Source organism: Streptomyces chlorus (assembly GCF_042655885.1).
Classification (GTDB): Bacteria; Actinomycetota; Actinomycetes; order Streptomycetales; family Streptomycetaceae; genus Streptomyces; species Streptomyces chlorus.
The window spans coordinates 12,101-30,293 of the sequence record NZ_JBHSOA010000102.1 but is presented as its reverse complement, the minus strand read 5'-3'; the positions used below and the strand labels follow the sequence as shown (position 1 = coordinate 30,293).

The 18,193-nt window shown below is 68.9% G+C and carries 16 protein-coding genes, 1 rRNA gene and 1 riboswitch; of the genes, 14 read left to right on the top strand and 3 right to left on the bottom strand.

The features are described from left to right. Positions 1–79: 79 nt before the first annotated feature. From rrf to ACFPZI_RS32930, 11 genes are all read left to right on the top strand, one after another. Positions 80–196: ribosomal RNA gene (rrf, locus tag ACFPZI_RS32980) — 5S ribosomal RNA — on the top strand. A gap of 109 nt (positions 197–305) precedes the next feature. Then, positions 306–914 (top strand): CDP-alcohol phosphatidyltransferase family protein, encoded by a 609-nt coding sequence (locus ACFPZI_RS32975; protein WP_381370851.1) that lies wholly within the window; start codon positions 306–308, stop codon positions 912–914. Positions 915–1,029: 115 nt separating this feature from the next. Continuing rightward, positions 1,030–3,525, top strand: coding sequence for a sugar phosphate nucleotidyltransferase (locus tag ACFPZI_RS32970; RefSeq protein ID WP_381370848.1), 2,496 nt, complete (start codon positions 1,030–1,032; stop codon positions 3,523–3,525). A 110-nt stretch (positions 3,526–3,635) separates the two neighbouring features. Next, positions 3,636–4,553, top strand: coding sequence for a DUF881 domain-containing protein (locus ACFPZI_RS32965; RefSeq protein WP_381370847.1), 918 nt, complete (start codon positions 3,636–3,638; stop codon positions 4,551–4,553). Beyond that, positions 4,550–4,882, top strand: coding sequence for a small basic family protein (locus ACFPZI_RS32960; protein ID WP_030808725.1), 333 nt, complete (start codon positions 4,550–4,552; stop codon positions 4,880–4,882). The genes ACFPZI_RS32965 and ACFPZI_RS32960 overlap by 4 nt, the downstream gene beginning before the upstream one ends. A gap of 5 nt (positions 4,883–4,887) precedes the next feature. After that, on the top strand, positions 4,888–5,871 hold the full coding sequence (locus tag ACFPZI_RS32955; RefSeq protein ID WP_381370846.1) for a DUF881 domain-containing protein: 984 nt from the start codon (positions 4,888–4,890) through the stop codon (positions 5,869–5,871). Between the two features lie 61 nt (positions 5,872–5,932). Then, positions 5,933–6,880 carry an FHA domain-containing protein gene (locus tag ACFPZI_RS32950; protein ID WP_381370845.1) on the top strand — a complete coding sequence of 316 codons (948 nt, stop codon included), beginning with the start codon at positions 5,933–5,935 and terminating at the stop codon, positions 6,878–6,880. A gap of 46 nt (positions 6,881–6,926) precedes the next feature. Continuing rightward, on the top strand, positions 6,927–7,670 hold the full coding sequence (gene ftsR / locus ACFPZI_RS32945) for a transcriptional regulator FtsR (RefSeq protein ID WP_381370844.1): 744 nt from the start codon (positions 6,927–6,929) through the stop codon (positions 7,668–7,670). Between the two features lie 77 nt (positions 7,671–7,747). After that, positions 7,748–8,221, top strand: a complete 474-nt coding sequence (locus tag ACFPZI_RS32940) for a bifunctional nuclease family protein (RefSeq protein ID WP_003988851.1) — start codon at positions 7,748–7,750, stop codon at positions 8,219–8,221. A 218-nt stretch (positions 8,222–8,439) separates the two neighbouring features. Continuing rightward, on the top strand, positions 8,440–9,126 hold the full coding sequence (locus ACFPZI_RS32935; protein WP_381370843.1) for a MerR family transcriptional regulator: 687 nt from the start codon (positions 8,440–8,442) through the stop codon (positions 9,124–9,126). A gap of 102 nt (positions 9,127–9,228) precedes the next feature. After that, on the top strand, positions 9,229–10,812 hold the full coding sequence (locus ACFPZI_RS32930) for a DNA polymerase IV (protein WP_381370842.1): 1,584 nt from the start codon (positions 9,229–9,231) through the stop codon (positions 10,810–10,812). An 83-nt stretch (positions 10,813–10,895) separates the two neighbouring features. Here ACFPZI_RS32930 and ACFPZI_RS32925 read toward each other — a convergent pair whose 3' ends face one another. Then, a complete protein-coding gene (locus ACFPZI_RS32925) occupies positions 10,896–11,282 on the bottom strand; it encodes a PRC-barrel domain-containing protein (protein WP_381370841.1) in 387 nt (128 codons plus the stop codon). Positions 11,283–11,393: 111 nt separating this feature from the next. Then, a riboswitch (glycine riboswitch) is annotated at positions 11,394–11,490 on the top strand. A gap of 171 nt (positions 11,491–11,661) precedes the next feature. On the opposite strand from ACFPZI_RS32925, the gene gcvP reads away from it, so the two are divergent. Next, positions 11,662–14,547, top strand: coding sequence for an aminomethyl-transferring glycine dehydrogenase (gcvP, locus tag ACFPZI_RS32920; protein WP_381370840.1), 2,886 nt, complete (start codon positions 11,662–11,664; stop codon positions 14,545–14,547). A 169-nt stretch (positions 14,548–14,716) separates the two neighbouring features. Here the strand turns inward: gcvP and ACFPZI_RS32915 are convergent, their stop codons facing one another. Continuing rightward, positions 14,717–15,112: a TOBE domain-containing protein gene (locus ACFPZI_RS32915; RefSeq protein WP_381370839.1), complete on the bottom strand. Its 396-nt coding sequence runs from the start codon at positions 15,110–15,112 to the stop codon at positions 14,717–14,719. 493 nt (positions 15,113–15,605) lie between these two features. Between ACFPZI_RS32915 and ACFPZI_RS32910 the strand changes: the two genes are divergently transcribed. Both ACFPZI_RS32910 and ACFPZI_RS32905 read left to right on the top strand, forming a co-directional pair. Next, the gene (locus tag ACFPZI_RS32910) at positions 15,606–16,913 is read left to right on the top strand and encodes an extracellular solute-binding protein (protein WP_381370838.1); all 1,308 of its coding nucleotides are present in this window, start codon (positions 15,606–15,608) and stop codon (positions 16,911–16,913) included. Then, complete coding sequence (locus ACFPZI_RS32905) at positions 16,810–17,541, top strand: carbohydrate ABC transporter permease (RefSeq protein ID WP_381370850.1); 732 nt, start codon at positions 16,810–16,812, stop codon at positions 17,539–17,541. Before ACFPZI_RS32910 ends, ACFPZI_RS32905 begins: the two co-directional genes overlap by 104 nt. A 125-nt stretch (positions 17,542–17,666) precedes the next feature. Here ACFPZI_RS32905 and ACFPZI_RS32900 read toward each other — a convergent pair whose 3' ends face one another. Continuing rightward, entirely contained in the window at positions 17,667–17,873 is a 207-nt protein-coding gene (locus ACFPZI_RS32900; protein WP_381370837.1) for a DUF5999 family protein, read from the bottom strand. Between the last annotated feature and the right edge of the window lie 320 nt (positions 17,874–18,193).

The window sequence follows — 18,193 nt, the reverse complement described above, 5'->3', positions numbered from 1 at the left end:
GGTTCTGAAACCACGAACAACCCCACATCCATCGGTTCATGGGTGGTGTGTGGTGCGGTTGTTTTCTGTTTCATAGTGTTTCGGTGGTCATAGCGTAGGGGAAACGCCCGGTTACATTCCGAACCCGGAAGCTAAGCCTTACCGCGCCGATGGTACTGCAGGGGGGACCCTGCGGGAGAGTAGGACGCCGCCGAACTCCTTTTAGAGCTCTGGCTCTTGGGCACGCAGCCCGAGAGCCAGAGCTTTTTTGCTTTGAGGTAAGGTCAGTGAGCATCATCAACACGTTTCCCACAGGAGGTCCCCGGGTGGAGGTCCAGGAGACTCGTGTCCAGACGGACCGTGTCCTCACCATCCCGAACATCCTCAGCATGGCGCGACTTCTCGGCGTGCCCCTCTTCCTGTGGCTGATCCTCCGGCCGGAGTTCGGCGGCCCGAAGAGTGACGGCTGGGCGCTCCTGGTGCTCGCCCTGAGCGGTGTCAGTGATTACCTGGACGGCAAGCTCGCGCGGCGATGGAATCAGATCAGCAGCCTCGGCCGGCTTCTGGATCCAGCGGCGGACCGGCTCTACATTCTTTCGACCCTTGTAGGTCTCACCTGGCGCGAGATTCTTCCGCTTTGGTTGACGGCCATACTACTGGCCCGTGAGCTGGTTCTCCTGGTGATGGTGGGCATCCTCCGGCGTCACGGTTATCCGCCGCCGCAGGTGAACTTCCTTGGGAAGGCAGCCACCTTCAACCTGATGTACGCCTTTCCGTTGCTCCTGCTCAGTGACGGCAGTGGCTGGATCTCGTCACTCGCTGCTATTTTCGGATGGGCGTTCGCTGGATGGGGTACAACCCTCTACTGGTGGGCAGGAGTCCTCTACGTGGTGCAAGTCCGCCGCCTGGTTCGTGCGGACGCCATGGCCGGTTGAACTCGCTGATTGGCACGCGCAACGTCGCGCGATGGCCCGCAGTGGAAAAGTGCGGGACAATCTTGGCGGGTGAAGTCGGCCAGACCGTCGTCTCTTAGAGGAGGACGCTTCCGACATGAAGGCCGTCGTGATGGCCGGGGGCGAAGGCACACGCCTTCGCCCCATGACCTCAAGCATGCCCAAGCCGCTCCTGCCGGTGGCCAACCAGCCGATCATGGAGCACGTTCTGCGGCTACTCAAAAGGCATGGGCTCAACGAAACCGTTGTGACTGTCCAGTTCTTGGCGTCGCTCGTCAAGAACTATTTCGGTGACGGCGAAGAGCTCGGAATGGAGCTCACCTATGCCAATGAGGAGAAGCCACTCGGTACCGCAGGGAGCGTCAAGAATGCCGAGGAGGCACTGAAGGACGATGCCTTTCTCGTCATCTCCGGTGACGCGCTGACGGATTTCGACCTCACTGAACTGATCAATTTCCACAAGGAGAAGGGCGCACTGGTCACGGTCTGTCTGACCCGGGTGCCCAATCCGCTGGAATTCGGTATCACCATCGTGGACGAGGAAGGCAAGGTCGAGCGCTTCCTGGAGAAGCCGACCTGGGGGCAGGTTTTCTCCGATACGGTGAACACCGGCATCTACGTCATGGAGCCCGAGGTCTTCGACTATGTCGAGGCCGACGTGCCCGTCGACTGGTCCGGGGATGTCTTCCCGCAACTGATGAAGGAAGGCAAGCCCGTCTACGGCTTCATCGCCGAGGGCTACTGGGAGGATGTCGGCACGCACGAGAGCTATGTGAAGGCTCAGGCCGATGTCCTGGAGCGCAAGGTCGACGTCGACATCGACGGCTTCGAGATCTCCCCGGGCGTATGGGTCGCGGAGGGTGCCGAAGTACATCCCGATGCCGTGCTGCGTGGGCCGCTCTACATCGGCGACTACGCCAAGGTCGAAGCCGGCGCCGAGATTCGTGAGCACACGGTGGTGGGGTCCAATGTCGTCGTGAAGAGCGGGGCCTTCCTGCACAAGGCCGTCATCCACGACAACGTGTATGTCGGGCCGCACAGCAACCTGCGGGGCTGTGTCCTCGGTAGGAACACCGACGTCATGCGCGCGGCGAGGATCGAGGACGGCGCTGTCATCGGCGACGAGTGCCTGATCGGCGAGGAATCCATCGTTCAGGGCAATGTACGGGTGTATCCGTTCAAGACGATCGAGGCGGGCGCGTTCGTCAACACCTCGGTCATCTGGGAGTCCAGAGGACAGGCGCACCTTTTCGGCGCCCGTGGGGTGTCGGGAATCCTGAACGTCGAGATCACGCCTGAACTTGCCGTTCGGCTGGCCGGCGCCTACGCGACGACGCTGAAGAAGGGATCGACGGTCACCACCGCCCGGGACCACTCCCGCGGTGCCCGTGCCCTGAAGCGTGCGGTCATCTCCGCGTTGCAGGCCAGCGCCATCGACGTACGGGACCTGGAGAACGTACCGCTGCCCGTGGCCCGGCAGCAGACCGCGCGGGGCAGCGCGGGCGGCATCATGATCCGGACCACTCCCGGAGTGCCGGACTCCGTCGACATCATGTTCTTCGACGGGCAGGGCGCCGATCTTTCGCAGGGCAGCCAGCGCAAACTGGACCGGGTGTTCGCGCGGCAGGAGTACCGGCGCGCGTTCCCGGGCGAGATCGGTGATCTGCACTTCCCGGCGAGCGTCTTCGACTCGTACACCGGCTCGCTGTTGCGGAACGTCGACATCACGGGAATCGCGGAGTCCGGGCTGAAGGTGGTCGTGGACGCGTCCAACGGCAGCGCGGGACTCGTGCTGCCGAGTCTGCTCGGCAAGCTCGGAGTGGACTCGCTGACCATCAACCCGGGGCTCGACGAGTCCAGGCCGACCGAGACGGCAGATGTCCGGCGGTCGGGGCTGGTGCGGCTCGGCGAGATGGTGGCATCCTCCGGTGCCGCGTTCGGTGTGCGATTCGACCCGGTCGGCGAGCGGCTCTCCCTCGTCGACGAGAAGGGGAAGATCATCGAGGACGACCGGGCGCTGCTCGTCATGCTCGACCTCATCGCGGCCGAGCGGCGCAGCGGCCGGGTCGCGCTTCCCGTGACCACCACCAGGATCGCCGAGCAGGTGGCGGCCTACCACGGCACCCAGGTGGAGTGGACGACCACCTCGCCCGACGACCTCACCCGCGTGGGCGGTGAGGAGGGCACGATCTTCGGCGGTGACGGCAAGGGCGGTTTCATCGTTCCGGAGTTCAGCAGGGTCTACGACGGCACCGCGGCCTTTGTCCGGCTCATCGGTCTGGTGGCCAGGACGCAGCTCACGCTCAGCCAGATTGATGCGCGTATCCCGCGTGCGCACGTGATCAAGCGTGACCTGGCGACCCCGTGGGCGGTCAAGGGGCTCGTGATGCGGCGGGTCGTCGAGGAGGCCGGTGACCGCTTCGTGGACACCACTGACGGTGTGCGTGTGGTGGAGACCGACGGCCGCTGGGTGATGGTGCTGCCCGACCCGGCCGAGGCGGTCACCCACCTGTGGGCCGAGGGCCCCGACGACGCCTCTGCCCAGGCTCTGCTCGACGAGTGGGCATCGGTCGTGGACAGCGCCGGACGGTAGTCAAAACCGTGCAACGAGCGGTACGCGTGCGTGCCGGACAAGTGTCCCCGGCGGGACCTGCCCGGCACGCACGTAGGCCCGTTCGGAGGTAGCGCCCGCGGCATGCGACGATGTGCGGCATGCCGCAGCAACCCCCCGTTCGGAGCACCCCCCAGCGGCTACCGCGTCCGGACGCGTCCATGTCGTTGATCACCAACGTGATGGACCACAGCCTCGACGAGGGATACGCCGAGGCTGCCGCGCGGAAGCAGGTCGACGGCGGCGGAGGCATGCCGAAGACCCTCAGGGCGAAACTGGGGCTCGCCGGCGGTCTGGTGCTCGCGGCCCTGGTGGTGACCGTCGGAGCCGCGCAGGCCAGAGTGGAGGCTCCCGTCGTCGCCAAGGAGCGTGAGGAACTGATCGACAGGATCGACCGGGAGACCGAGGCGGCGGACAAGCTCGAGGACGGTATCGACGCCCTCCGCGCCGACGTGAGCGCGCGGCAGCGCGAGGCGCTCAGGCGCAGCGGCCAGAGCGAGCGCACCGATCTGGTGGGCGTCCTGGCGGGCGCTGTCGCGGTGCACGGTCCCGGCGTGAAGCTCGTGGTGAACGACGCCAAGGACACGAGCGCCGGCGGGGACGGCGACGCTCGTTCGACCACCGGGTTCTCCGACACCGGGCGGGTCCGCGACCGGGACATGCAGCGCGTGGTCAACGGCCTGTGGGAGTCCGGCGCCGAGGCGATCTCCATCAACGGGCAGCGGCTGACCGCCCTTTCGGCGATCAGGGCCGCGGGGGACGCGATACTGGTTGACAACAGGCCGCTGGTACCCCCGTACACGGTCTTCGCCGTGGGGAACGGCCAGCAGTTGAGCAGCCGGTTCCAGAACAGCTCGGACGGACTGTATCTGCATGCCCTGCAGGAGAGCTACGACATCCGTACCGCTCTCTCGGTGGAGGACGACCTCCGGCTGCCCGCCGCACCGAGTGTGATCGTACGAACTGCTCAACCGATAACCAAGGCTGCACCTGAGAAAGGCACATCGTGATCGCCGTACTGGGCCTCGTCGTGGGAGTCGTGGCCGGCCTGCTGGTCCGGCCCGAGGTTCCGGCGGTCGTCGAGCCGTACCTGCCGATCGCCGTCGTGGCGGCGCTCGACGCCGTCTTCGGCGGGCTGCGGGCCATGCTCGACGGCATCTTCGACGACAAGGTCTTCGTGGTGTCGTTCCTGTCGAATGTGGTCGTTGCCGCGCTGATCGTCTTCCTCGGTGACGAGCTGGGCGTGGGTGCCCAGCTGTCCACGGGTGTGGTGGTCGTCCTCGGCATCCGGATCTTCTCCAACGCCGCGGCGATCCGCCGGCACGTGTTCCGGGCGTGAGACCGATGAGCGATCAGAATCACGAGCACGAGCACCCCCGTCAGGACGACAGGACGACGCCCGAGCCGCCGACCGGACCGCACGCGGTCCCCGGAGCCCACCAGGCGCCCTCGCCCCGCCCCGCCTCGGAACCGCGCCCTGCTCCCGCGCCGCGTCCCACCGCGGCACCCGGCGGCAGCTTCCGGAAGGAACTGCCCGACGAGGTGCCCGCGAGCGCATCCGCGTCCACGGAGGGGGAGGCGCCACCGGAGCGGCTCGGATCCGATCTGTCCGGACGGCAGCGGCTGGTGAAAGGCCTGTGGCCGCCACGGATCACCCGGGCCCAACTCATCGTCGCTCTCCTGCTGTTCGGCCTGGGCTTCGGCCTGGCCGTCCAGGTGGCCTCGAACAGCGAGGGCGACAGCGCCCTGCGCGGCGCACGTCAGGAGGATCTCGTCCGTATCCTCGATGAACTCGACGACCGCACAGAGCGTCTTGAGGACGAGAAGCAAGGACTCGAGGAGCAGCGCGACGAGCTCGAGAACAGTTCGGACCAGGCTGAGGAGGCGCGCCGGCAGACGCTCGAGAGGGAACGCCAACTCGGCATTCTGGCGGGCACGGCGGCTGCACAGGGCCCCGGCATTACGTTGGTCATCGAGGACCCGAAGGGGATGGTCGAGTCGAACATGCTGCTCGATGCGGTCCAGGAGCTGCGCGCGGCCGGCGCCGAGGCCATTCAGGTGAACGGCGTACGGGTTGTGGCGGGCACCTACCTGTCGGATTCCGGCGACGGAGTGAGCGTTGACGGGAACAAGATCACTGCCCCCTATCGTTTCAAGGTCATCGGCAAGCCGCAGGACCTCGAGCCGGCGCTCAACATCCCTGGAGGAGTGGTGCAGACTCTCGAGAAGGAACAGGCCACCGCCTCGGTCGAGCGGTCGGCCAAGATCGTCGTGGATGCCTTGCGACCGGCGAGGCAGCCTGACTACGCTCGGTCGTCCTCGCAGTGAACCGGGGGTGCGTGGAGGGCAACCGGCGAGGGCAAGAGGTTGCGGGGGGTCGGCGCACCGAATGGGTGGTGCGTGGTGGAAACTGTCTGGTGGATACGGACGTTGTGAAGATGTCCGGGTCGGCCAGTGTGTTCAGTCAGGGTTCGTCCTGCCCCACGGGCGGGTCTGTTTCGGTCAAGGGGAATCGCCCGTGAAGTTGTTTGGGAAGTTGTTCGGCAAGAGCGCGCGAGAAGGCCGCGGCAATGCGACCGCTCGTCATCGCGCACAGCCCGACGCGGAGGCGTCGCGTCCGCTGTACCGGGATCAGGTCGGCGGTCCGGGCGAGGACGTTGCGGGAGGCCAGGGCGCGCCGTCGGTTGACCCTGCGCAGTCGAGCGGCATAGGTTTCGGGCAACCGTCAACCTCAGGTACGGGTGGAGGGTTTTCCGTCCCGTACGCGTCCCAGGCCCCCGGTGGGCAGGAGGATCCGTCCATGTCGGCCTTGGTGTGTACGAGGTGCGGTAACCGCAACGCGGAGAACAGCCGCTTCTGTTCGAACTGTGGAGCCCCGCTCAGGCCCGGAGCCGTTCCGGAGCGTCCCTCTGAGACGACGTCCACCATCTCCATCTCCGGTCTCGAGGCGTACGACGCCGAGGTCACCGGCCAGACGCAGGTGCCGACGCTGTCCCCGGAGGCACAGGCGGCCGTCGACGCGCTTCCGATGGGTTCCGCGCTCCTGGTCGTGCGCCGCGGGCCGAACTCGGGCAGCCGCTTTCTGCTGGACGGCGATCTGACCACAGCCGGACGCCACCCGCAGAGCGACATCTTCCTGGACGACGTGACGGTCTCCCGTCGGCACGTGGAGTTCCGCCGCAGCCAGGACGGTTCGTTCACCGTGGCCGACGTGGGCAGCCTGAACGGCACGTACGTCAACCGCGAACGGATCGACCAGATCGGCCTGTCGAACGGTGACGAGGTGCAGATCGGCAAGTACCGGCTGGTCTTCTACGCGAGCCAGCGGGGTTACTGACCCTCCCCGGACTCCGTCCGGGGCACCCTGACCCCAGGGAAGGTCCATGCTTCATACACCCAGCGGCGGTGCCGGGCACGGTGCCGCCGCCGCGGAAACTGGACTGATGAGCATCGGCACGGTGCTGAACGTGCTGCGCGAGGAATTCCCCGAAGTCACCATCTCCAAGATCCGCTTCCTGGAGTCGGAGGGGCTCATCGAGCCGCAGCGGACTCCCTCGGGGTACCGCAAGTTCAGCGCCGGGGACGTGGAGCGTCTCGGCCATGTCCTGAGGATGCAGCGGGACCACTATCTGCCGCTCAAGGTGATCCGAGAGCACCTGGACGCCATGGAGCGCGGCGAGGCCGTCCCGCTTCCGGCACTGTCCCGGCCGCGGGACGGGGAAGCCGGCCCCGAGCCGTCCGCCGCCCCGCCCGCGACAGCGGCCCGGATCGGGAGGGCGCAGTTGCTGGCGGCGGTCGGCGTCGACCAGCGGCAGCTCGCGGAGTGGGAGTCGTACGGGCTGATCGCGCCGGTTGAGGACGAGGTGTACGACGCCGAGGCGGTCACCGTCGCCGGCCTCATCACCGAGCTGGGGCGGTTCGGGATCGAGCCGCGGCATCTGAGGGCGATGAAGGCCGCCGCCGACCGGGAGGCCGGGCTGGTCGACCAGGTCGTCGCCCCGCTCAAGCGGCACCGCAACCCGCAGACCAGGGCGCACGCGGAGGCGCGTACGAAGGAGCTCGCCGGCCTCACGGTGAAGTTGCACGCCGCGCTGGTGAGCGCGGCGCTAGGGGTGCGGCTGCCCTGAGGCGCGGAGGGCCCGGATCGGCCGCCCGATCCAGGCCCGACTACCCAAACGTCCCGGGCACGGCCTAGGGTTGCTGTGTGAACGAGCTCGATGTCGTAGGTGTCCGGGTCGAAATGCCCTCGAACCAACCGATCGTGCTGCTGCGTGAAGTGGGAGGCGACCGGTACCTCCCCATCTGGATCGGCCCGGGGGAGGCGACGGCCATCGCCTTCGCCCAGCAGGGCATGGCTCCCGCACGCCCGCTGACCCATGACCTCTTCAAGGACGTGCTGGAAGCCGTCGGCCAGGAGCTCACGGAAGTGCGCATCACAGACCTGCGTGAGGGTGTCTTCTACGCGGAGCTGGTCTTCGCCAGCGGTGTCGAGGTGAGTGCCCGGCCGTCCGACGCGATAGCGCTGGCGCTGCGCACGGGTACGCCGATCTATGGCAGCGACACGGTGCTCGACGACGCGGGGATCGCCATCCCGGACGAGCAGGAGGACGAGGTGGAGAAGTTCCGCGAGTTCCTCGACCAGATCTCGCCGGAGGATTTCGGCTCCAGCAGCCAGTGAGGTGCGGCGGCCGTTCCGCTGGAATGCTGCTCGGAACCGCGGTGTGTGAGAGCCTCGCGCGGCCCGCGCCGAGGGCATTCGGCTAGCCTTTCCCCGCGGTGGGGCACGGGAAACCACTCTTAGGGTGATTATCACTCGGCGTGCCGAGTGTGGCGATCGTTGACGCACCCTTGGTGACTGCCTACCGTCGAGGAGGCAGGTCAAGGACGGAGGTCGGCGTGAGAAGCACCGGCGACGGTACGGCTGGGGGTGCCCCCGGACATGGTCTCGGGGTGAGCGGTCCGTACCCTCCCCCAGGCTCTCAGCTCCGCGCGAGCGGGGCGTATGCCCATCACGGCAACGCGGCCGATCCTGCTCCGCAGCGACCGGCGGCCGTGCCGAGCAGCGGAGGGGCGACGACGTCCATGGCGTCCGAGGAGATCGGCTACCGCGGCCCAACGGCCTGCGCGGCCGCCGGTATCACCTACCGGCAACTGGACTACTGGGCTCGCACGGGGTTGGTCGAGCCGAGTGTGCGGCCCGCCCATGGCTCGGGGACACAGCGGCTGTACAGCTTCCGGGACGTCGTCGTCCTGAAGATCGTCAAGCGGTTCCTGGACACCGGTGTCTCGCTGCAGAACATCCGTACCACCGTCCAGCACCTGCGGGAGGGGGGCTTCCGCGACCTGGAGCGCATGACGCTGATGAGCGACGGCGCCACGGTCTACGAGTGCGCCACGCCGGACGAGGTCCATGCCCTGCTCCAGGGCGGCCAGGGGATCTTCGGGATCGCCGTGGGCGTGGTGTGGCGGGACGTCGAGAGCGCGCTGTCGCAGTTGCACGGGGAACGCATCGACACCGGGGAGACGCTGATCGGCCCCAACCCGACGGACGAGCTGGCGAGGCGGCGCAACCGCGCCGTCTGAGCCGCTGCGCCGTACGAGCGGTCCGTGCGGTCTGCGCCGTCCGGGACGGCCGGCGGCACGCGTGGCGGGGCGTTGTCAGTGGCGTAGGGCAACATCGGAGAGGTGAGATCCGCGCCCACAGTCCTGCATCTCGACATGGACGCCTTCTTCGCCTCGGTGGAGCAGGCGTCCAAGCCGAGCCTGCGCGGGAAGGCCGTGGTCGTGGGCGGGCTCGGGCCGCGCGGTGTGGTCGCCACCGCCTCGTACGAGGCTCGGGTCCTCGGTGTCCATTCCGCGCTGCCCATGGCGCAGGCGCGGCGGCTCGCGCCGAACGCGGCGTATCTCGTGCCCCGCTTCGCGTTGTACCGGTCGATCAGCGACCAGGTGATGGAGCTGCTGCGGGCGCTGTCGCCGCTGGTGGAGCCATTGAGCCTGGACGAGGCGTTCGTGGATCTGGAGGTCGGAGGGGCGGCCTGGGACGAGCGGTCCGCGCGGCTGGCCGGCGCGAAGCTGCGCGCGGACATACGGGCGGTCACGGGGCTCACCGGATCGGTGGGGCTGGCGGCCTCCAAGATGCTGGCGAAGATCGCCTCGGAGCAGGCCAAGCCGGACGGGCTGGTGCTGATCGAGCCGGGGACCGAGCGGGCCCTGCTGGCGCCGCTGTCGGTCCGGACACTGCCGGGTGTCGGGCCGGCCACCGGTGACCACCTGCGGCGGGCCGGCATCCACACGGTCGGGGATCTCGCCGAGGCAGGGGAGGACGAGCTGGTACGCCTGCTCGGCAAGGCACACGGACACGCCCTGCACGCCATGTCCCTGGCGAGGGACGATCGGTCCGTGGTGGCCGAGCGGGAGACGAAGTCGGTGTCGGTCGAGGACACCTACGACGTGGACATCCACGACCGGGTGCGGGTCGGGGTGGAGGTCCAGCGCCTCGCCGACCGCTGTGTGCGCCGGCTGAGGGCCGCGAGGCTGTCGGGACGGACCATCGTGCTGAAGGTGCGGCGGTACGACTTCTCGACGCTCACCCGCTCCGAGACCCTGCGGGGGCCCACGGACGATCCAGCGGTGGTGCGTGAGGCGGCGGCGCGGCTGCTGGACTCGGTCGACACGACGGGTGGCGTGCGGCTGCTGGGCGTGGGGGTCAGCGGGCTCGCCGACTATACGCAGGAGGACCTGTTCGCGCAGGCGGCGGGGGAGCGGGGCAAGGAACTGCTGGGCGAGGAAGCGGAGGCGGCAGTGCTCGCGGAGGAACGGCAACAGGCGGGTGCCGAGCGGCGCTGGCCGGCCGGGCACGACGTGAGGCACAGCGAGTACGGTCATGGGTGGGTCCAGGGCAGCGGCCTCGGGCGGGTCACCGTGCGGTTCGAGACGCCAGGATCGGCGCCGGGGCGGGTGAGGACCTTCCGGACCGACGACCCGGCCCTGCACCCCGCGGATCCGCTGCCGTTGGTGGAGCGAAGACCTGGGGACAGCGGGAAGAGCGCGGACGGCCCGAGCGGCGAGGACAGCCAGGACGGCGACGGTCAGGACAGTGACGGTCAGGGCGATGAGGGCACCCAGGACGGCAGGGCCGACGGCGACGCCCGGGGCGCCCAGGACGGCCGGGACACCCGGGATACCCGGGATACCCGGGGCAGTCAGGTTTCAAGGGCTGGTGCGGGGGCGGTGGCCGATGTTACGGACCCGGGGGCCTTGGGCGGGTGAGGGTGCTGCCCTGTGTGAGTCCGGAGGCAGGCCCTGGACGGGCGGGTGCCGGGTCGGTGGCTCGGATGCGCCATGGGTCGTCGTCAGGCAGAGTCGTCCCTGCCGGCGAGCCTGCCGAAGTCGTGGTCCGGGAGCGGGGGAGGGGGAGGGGGAGGGGCGGCCGTGTCCAGGCCGTAGTGGTGGTAGAGCTGGAGCTCCTGCTCCGGGGAGAGATGGCGGCCCACACCGAAGTCGGGGGCGTCCTTGATCAGAGCGCGTTCGAAGGGGATGTGGAGGCCGCCGTCGATCAGTTCGCTCGGTTCCAGGGGGACGAAGGCGTCCCTGCTGAACAGGCCGGTGCGTATCGCCGCCCACTCCGGCACGCCGGTGGCGTCGTCGAGATAGACCTCGTCTATCGTGCCGATCCGGTTGCCATTGCGGTCGAACGCCTTGCGGCCGATCAGGTTGCGCGGATCGATGTCGGTCTGCACGGGCCCTCCACAGGTCGCAAGGATTCGTCAGCACTACAAAACGGCACAATCGGCGGAGCGGCCACTCGAAAGTCCGGGTCTTGCCCTCGCTGGTACCCTGGCAGCGGCTGCTGACCCCGTGCGGGAGAGCCCTCCCTGCATCATCGGAGGGCGCCGAAGGAGCAAATCCTCCCCGGAATCTCTCAGGCCCACGTACCGCATGGACGAGGTCACTCTGGAAAGCAGGGCGGGTGTCGACGGCTCCCGCTCTCACCGACGGTGAAAGCCGGCCGCCCCGGGCGGCCGGTGAAGCTCTCAGGTTGAGATGACAGAGGGGGAGGCCGTCCGGGCACCCGCCATGGTGCCCCTCGAAGGTCGTCGGACCAGGAGGCCTCCGCACATGACCGCCCATCGCATTGCCCTCTCCGAGCTCGAACAGGGAACGCCCTTCGAACAGCGTCATATCGGCCCCGACCACGAGGCCCGCGCCAAGATGCTGGCGCAGGTCGGCTACGGCTCGCTCGACGAGCTGACGGCCGCCGCGGTCCCGGACGTGATCAAGAACGCCGACGCGCTGGACCTGCCGGGTGCCCGGACCGAGCCCGAGGTGCTGGCCGAACTGCGGTCACTGGCCGACCGCAACGAGGTGCTCGGCTCCATGATCGGGCTGGGGTACTACGGGACCTTCACGCCGCCCGTCATCCTGCGGAACGTCATGGAGAACCCCGCCTGGTACACGGCCTACACGCCGTACCAGCCCGAGATCTCGCAGGGGCGGCTCGAGGCGCTGCTGAACTTCCAGACCATGGTCGCCGAGCTCACCGGCCTGCCGACCTCCGGAGCCTCCCTGCTCGACGAGGGCACCGCGGCCGCCGAGGCGATGGCGCTGTCGCGCCGCATGGGCAAGAACAAGAAGGGCCTGTTCCTGGTCGACGCGGACGCGCTGCCGCAGACCATCGCCGTCATCCAGACGCGCGCCGAGCCGGCGGGTGTCGAGATCGTCGTCGCCGACCTGAGCGAGGGTATCCCCGCCGAGGTCGCCGAGCGTGAGATCAACGGCGTGCTGATCCAGTACCCGGGCGCCTCCGGTGCCGTACGCGATATCAAGCCGGTGATCGACCAGGCGCACGAACTGGGCGCGCTCGTCACCGTCGCCGCCGATCTGCTCGCCCTCACGCTGCTGACGTCTCCCGGTGAACTCGGCGCGGACATCGCGGTCGGCACGACGCAGCGCTTCGGCGTGCCGATGGGCTTCGGCGGACCGCACGCCGGATACATGGCCGTGCAGGAGAAGATGGCGCGCAGCCTGCCCGGACGGCTCGTCGGTGTCTCCGTCGACGCGGACGGGCACAAGGCCTACCGGCTCGCGCTCCAGACCCGCGAGCAGCACATCCGCCGTGAGAAGGCCACCAGCAACATCTGTACCGCCCAGGTGCTGCTCGCCGTCATGGCGGGCATGTACGCCGTGTACCACGGCCCCGAGGGGCTGAGGACCATCGCGTGGCGCACGCACCGCTACGCGACCGTCCTCGCCGAGGGGCTCCGGGCCGGTGGCGTGGAGATCGTCCACGACGCGTACTTCGACACGCTGACCGTGCGGGTCCCGGGGCGGGCCGCCGAGGTCGTCGCCGCCGCCCGTGACAACGGCGTCAACCTGTACCTCGCCGACGCCGACCTCGTCTCGATCGCCTGCGACGAGACCACCACACGGGACCGGCTCGCCGCCGTGTGGAGCGCCTTCGGTGTCGAAGGTGACGTCGAGTCCCTGGACGCGGTCGCGGGGAACACTCTCCCGGACGCCCTGCTGCGCACCGACGAGTACCTGACGCACCCCGTCTTCCACCAGCACCGCTCCGAGACCGCGATGCTGCGCTACCTGCGCAGGCTCGCCGACCGCGACTACGCGCTGGACCGCGGCATGATCCCGCTGGGCTCCTGCACCATGAAGCTCAACGCGACCGCGGAGATGGAGCCCATCACCTGGCCCGAGTTCGGGCAGCTGCACCCCTTCGCGCCGGCCGGGCAGGCCCAGGGCTACCTCACGCTCATCCACGAGCTGGAGGACCGGCTCGCGGAGGTCACCGGCTACGACAAGGTGAGCCTCCAGCCCAACGCGGGCTCCCAGGGCGAACTGGCAGGGCTGCTCGCCGTACGCGGCTACCACCGGGCCAACGGTGACGAGCAGCGCACCGTCTGCCTCATCCCGTCCTCCGCGCACGGCACCAACGCCGCCAGCGCCGTCATGGCCGGCATGAAGGTCGTCGTCGTGAAGACCGCAGAGGACGGCGAGGTCGACATCGACGACCTGCGCGCGAAGATCGAACGGTACCGCGACGAGCTGTCGGTGCTGATGATCACGTACCCCTCCACGCACGGTGTGTTCGAGGAGCACGTCGCGGCCATCTGCGCGGCCGTGCACGAGGCCGGCGGCCAGGTGTACGTGGACGGCGCGAACCTCAACGCGCTGGTCGGGCTGGCCAAGCCCGGACACTTCGGCGGGGACGTCTCGCACCTGAACCTGCACAAGACCTTCTGCATCCCGCACGGCGGCGGCGGTCCCGGCGTCGGCCCGGTCGGCGTGCGGGCGCACCTGGCGCCGTTCCTGCCGAACCACCCGCTGCAGCCCGAGGCCGGGCCGGAGACCGGGATCGGGCCCGTCTCGGCGGCGCCGTGGGGCTCCGCGGGCATCCTGCCCATCTCGTGGGCGTACGTCCGGCTGATGGGCGGCGAGGGACTCAAGCGGGCCACCCAGGTGGCGGTACTCAGCGCCAACTACATCGCCAAGCGCCTCGAGCCGCACTACCCGGTGCTGTACACCGGCCCCGGCGGGCTGGTCGCGCACGAGTGCATCATCGACCTGCGCCCCCTGACCAAGGCGACCGGCGTGAGCGTGGACGATGTGGCCAAGCGGCTGATCGACTACGGCTTCCACGCGCCGACGATGTCGTTCCCGGTGGCCGGGACGCTGATGATCGAGCCGACCGAGTCCGAGGACCTGGCCGAACTCGACCGGTTCTGCGAGACGATGATCGCGATTCGCGCGGAGATCGAGAAGGTCGGCTCCGGTGAGTGGCCCGCGGACGACAACCCCCTGCGCAACGCCCCACACACCGCTGCCGCGCTCGGTGGGGAGTGGGAGCACGCGTACAGCCGTCAGGAAGCAGTCTTCCCGACCGGTGTGAGCGTCGCCGACAAGTACTGGCCACCGGTGCGCCGCGTCGACCAGGCTTTCGGCGACCGCAACCTGGTGTGCTCCTGCCCTCCGCTGGAGGCGTACGAGGACTGACGCGGCGGGGGGCCCTACGGGACCAGGACCGGGACCGACGACCGGGGAGCAACGCCCCGTACCGGTACCGGGGAGTGGAGGGGCTCCGCTTCGGCCATGTGGCCGGGGCGGAGCCCCTCGTCGTACCCCACCTGCCCCGCAGGACCAGGGCCGGGGCCGTTTCTGTGCGTCAGACGCGGTCGATATGGACGTTTGTCGACTTGATCCGGGCCGTGGCCTCCATGCCGACCTCCAGCCCGAGCTCCTCGACGGCCTCGCGGGTCAGCAGCGAGACCAGTCGGTGCGGGCCTGCCTGGATCTCGACCTGGGCGGCCACGTCGCCGAGCTTGATCGCGGTGACGATACCGGGAAAGGCATTGCGCGCCGAGGTGTACGGCGTGCCCTCCTCGGCCGTGCCGGCCTTCGCGAGGTCGACCGAGAACGCGGCCAGGTCCCGCCCGTCGATGAGCCGCCGTCCGCCTTCGTCGCGGTAGGTGGTGACCCGGCCCGCGTCCGCCCAGCGGCGGGCGGTGTCCGGGCTGACGCCGAGCAGCCGCGCTGCCTGGCCGATCGTGTAGGACTGCATGCCGATCACGATAGGGCGGGCGTCGGGGCCGGACGGTGCGGGGTCGATGAGGGTGAGTGGCTCCCGCGCCCCCGATCGTAAGGTTTGCCAGATGATCCGAAAGTTTCGCATGCCTTGGTGGAAGCGGCGCGATGCCGTTCGGTGTCTTCGGATGCGGCCGCCGCGCGGTCACCGGGCCGCTTCGAACCGGACCCCCGGGCGGGCCGTGGTCCGGGGTGGCGGGGGTGGCGACGGGGGCGGTCCGGACCGGCCGATCGGCGGGAGCGCCGCCTTGCGGAGGATGGCGGAAACGCCGGGTCCGGCCCCGGCGGCGGGCCGCGTCGGCGCCTGCGGTGCGGGTCGGCGGAAGATTCACCGCGTACAAGGGGTTGCCGCCGTTTGGCGGCTGTCTCTAGGGTGTGGCAAAAACGCATGTTTCTGAATCTTTTGCGAAACTTTCGAACCAGCGGGTGGGTGTGGAGATGTCCGCCCCTGACTCCAAGGAGCGCATGACATGGGCGCCCCGGCACTGTCCCGCCGCAGCTTCCTGGCGGCCTCCGCCGCGGCCGGCCTGGGCATCACGGCACTGAGCGCGTGTGGTGGCGACTCGGACGGAGGGTCGTCCGGGACGACCACGATCGAGTGGTGGAACATCTCCACCACCCAGCCGACGAAGGACGTCTGGGCCGCTCTCGCCCGGAAATTCGAGAAGCAGAACCCCACGGTCAAGATAAAGATCGTGCAGCTCGAGAACGACGCCTACAAGTCCAAGATGACCGCGCTGACCGCCTCCGGGAAGCTGCCGGACATCTTCCACACCTGGGGCGGCGGCGTACTCAAGCAGCAGGTCGACGCGGGGCTTGTCGAGGATCTCACCGGCTCCACCAAGGCGTTCGCCGACGGTCTGCTGCCGGTCGCCAAGGAGCCCTACCTCCTCGACGACAAGCTGTACGGCATCCCGTTCGACATCGGCATGGTCGGCTTCTGGTACAACAAGGCGCTCTTCAAGAAGGCCGGGATCGCCGAGCCGCCGACCACGTGGAGCGGGTTCCTGGACGCGGCGAGCAAGCTGAAGGCCGCCGAGGTCACGCCGATCGCCCTGGCCGGCAAGGAGACCTGGACCGGCATGTACTACTGGGCGTACCTCGCGATGCGCACCGCCGGTATCGACGCCCTCGCGAAGGCCGACGCGGACAGCGACTTCACCGGCCCCGACTTCGTCCAGGCCGGAGAGCACCTCAAGGAACTCGTCGACCTGGAGCCGTTCCAGAAGGGCTTCCTCGGCGCCTCCTACTCCGCCCCCACCGGCCAGGCCGCCGCGGTCGGCAACGGCAAGGCGGCCATGGAACTGATGGGCCAGTGGGCTCCCGTTGTCGAAGCCGATGCGGGCAAGGGCCTGGGCGAGGACCTCGGCTTCTTCCCGTTCCCGGCCGTCGAGGGTGGCAAGGACACCATCACCGAGGTGTTCGGCGGGGGTGGTGGACACGCGCTGCGCCGGGGCGCGCCGCAGGCCGCGGTCGACTTCCTGGAGTTCTTCGCCTCCGAGGCGACGGACCGCGAACTCGTCAAGGAGACCGGGGTGCTGCCCGTGGTTCCGGCCGCCGAGGCGGCGCTGACCGACGCCAACCTCCAGACCGTGCAGAAACAGCTCAAGGGCACCACTGCATCTCGTCCTGATCGCCGTCGGCGCGGTGATGGCCGTACCCCTGCTGTACGCCGTGCTGTCCGGGTTCAAGTCCACCGACCAGCTCTCCGGCAACCCCGTCGGGCTGCCCGACCCGTGGGTAGGCGCCAATTACACCGGCATCCTCGCTTCCGGTGACTTCTGGCGGCTGGTCGGCAACAGTACGCTGATCGCCATCGCCACGGCCTTGATCGTGGTCGCGGTGTCCGCGCTGGCGGCGTTCTCCTTCGCCCGGTTCGCCTTCCGGGGGCGGGAGGTGCTGTTCACGATGGGGTTGATGTTCCCGTTCGCGGTGGCCGCGCTGCCGCTGTTCCTGCTGCTGCGCTCCATGGGCCTGCTGGACAACCCGCTCGGCGTGATCCTCCCGCAGGCCGCCTTCGGCCTGCCGATGACGATCATCATCCTGCGCGGATTCTTCCGGCAGATCCCGGGGGAGCTGGAGGAGGCGGCCACGCTCGACGGCTGCAGCCCGTTCGGCTTCTTCTGGCGGGTGCTGCTGCCGATGGCACGGCCCGCGCTGGGCACCGTCTCGGTGCTCGCCGTGGTCACCAGCTGGAACAACTTCTTCCTGCCGCTGCTGGTGTTCACCGACGACACCTGGTGGACCATCCCCATAGGCGTCCAGCAGTTCCAGGGACAGTACTCCGCGGACACCGCGCGTGTCTTCGCGTACCTCGTCCTGGCCATGGTTCCCGCGCTCGCCTTCTACTCGGTCGCCGAGCGCCAGCTCGTCGGCGGTCTGACCGCGGGCGCGACCAAGGGGTGACGCACACGCGCCCGGTGTGTCACGGTGTGTGACAGGGCTTGGATATGCGTCGGGGCCGGTTCGCGGGAGTTCCCGCGGTCCGGCCCCTGGGTTCCGTGGGCGGGCTCCGCTCCAGCCCGGCAGAGCTAGGCGGTGGTCATCACCTGGATGGCGCCCTGAGAGCGCTGCGGGGCGATGCACCTGCCATCGGGCAGGAGTTCACCGGTGTCCTCGAAGAGCACGACACCGTTGCACAGCAGGCTCCAGCCCTGCTCCGGGTGGTGCGCCACGAGACGGGCGGACTCCCGGTCGGCGGAATCGGCTGCGGGGCAAGGTGACTGGTGCTGGCACATGGATGGGATCTTTCGCTCTGGCGTGACCTGTGGGCTGGCTGTCGTTTCAGTTCCGCGGCGTGAAGCTTCGTTCATGGCCGCCCCCCCCGTGGTGATGGGCCCGTTGAGACAGGCCGGTCGGAAACAAGTGTTGCCCCTCGGGCGGCAATCCGCAGGGATTTCGCGGCACCGCCCCTCACAGGTTGAGGACGCGTCACCCTGGTGGACGGTTCAGCTCAACTGCCCTGTCACTTCGGATGGTTCCGCATGGCCGGATGAGGCTAGTCCGGTCCGGATTCCTGGTCGCTCCGGTGTCCAGGGCCACGTCGGGCTTCCTCGTG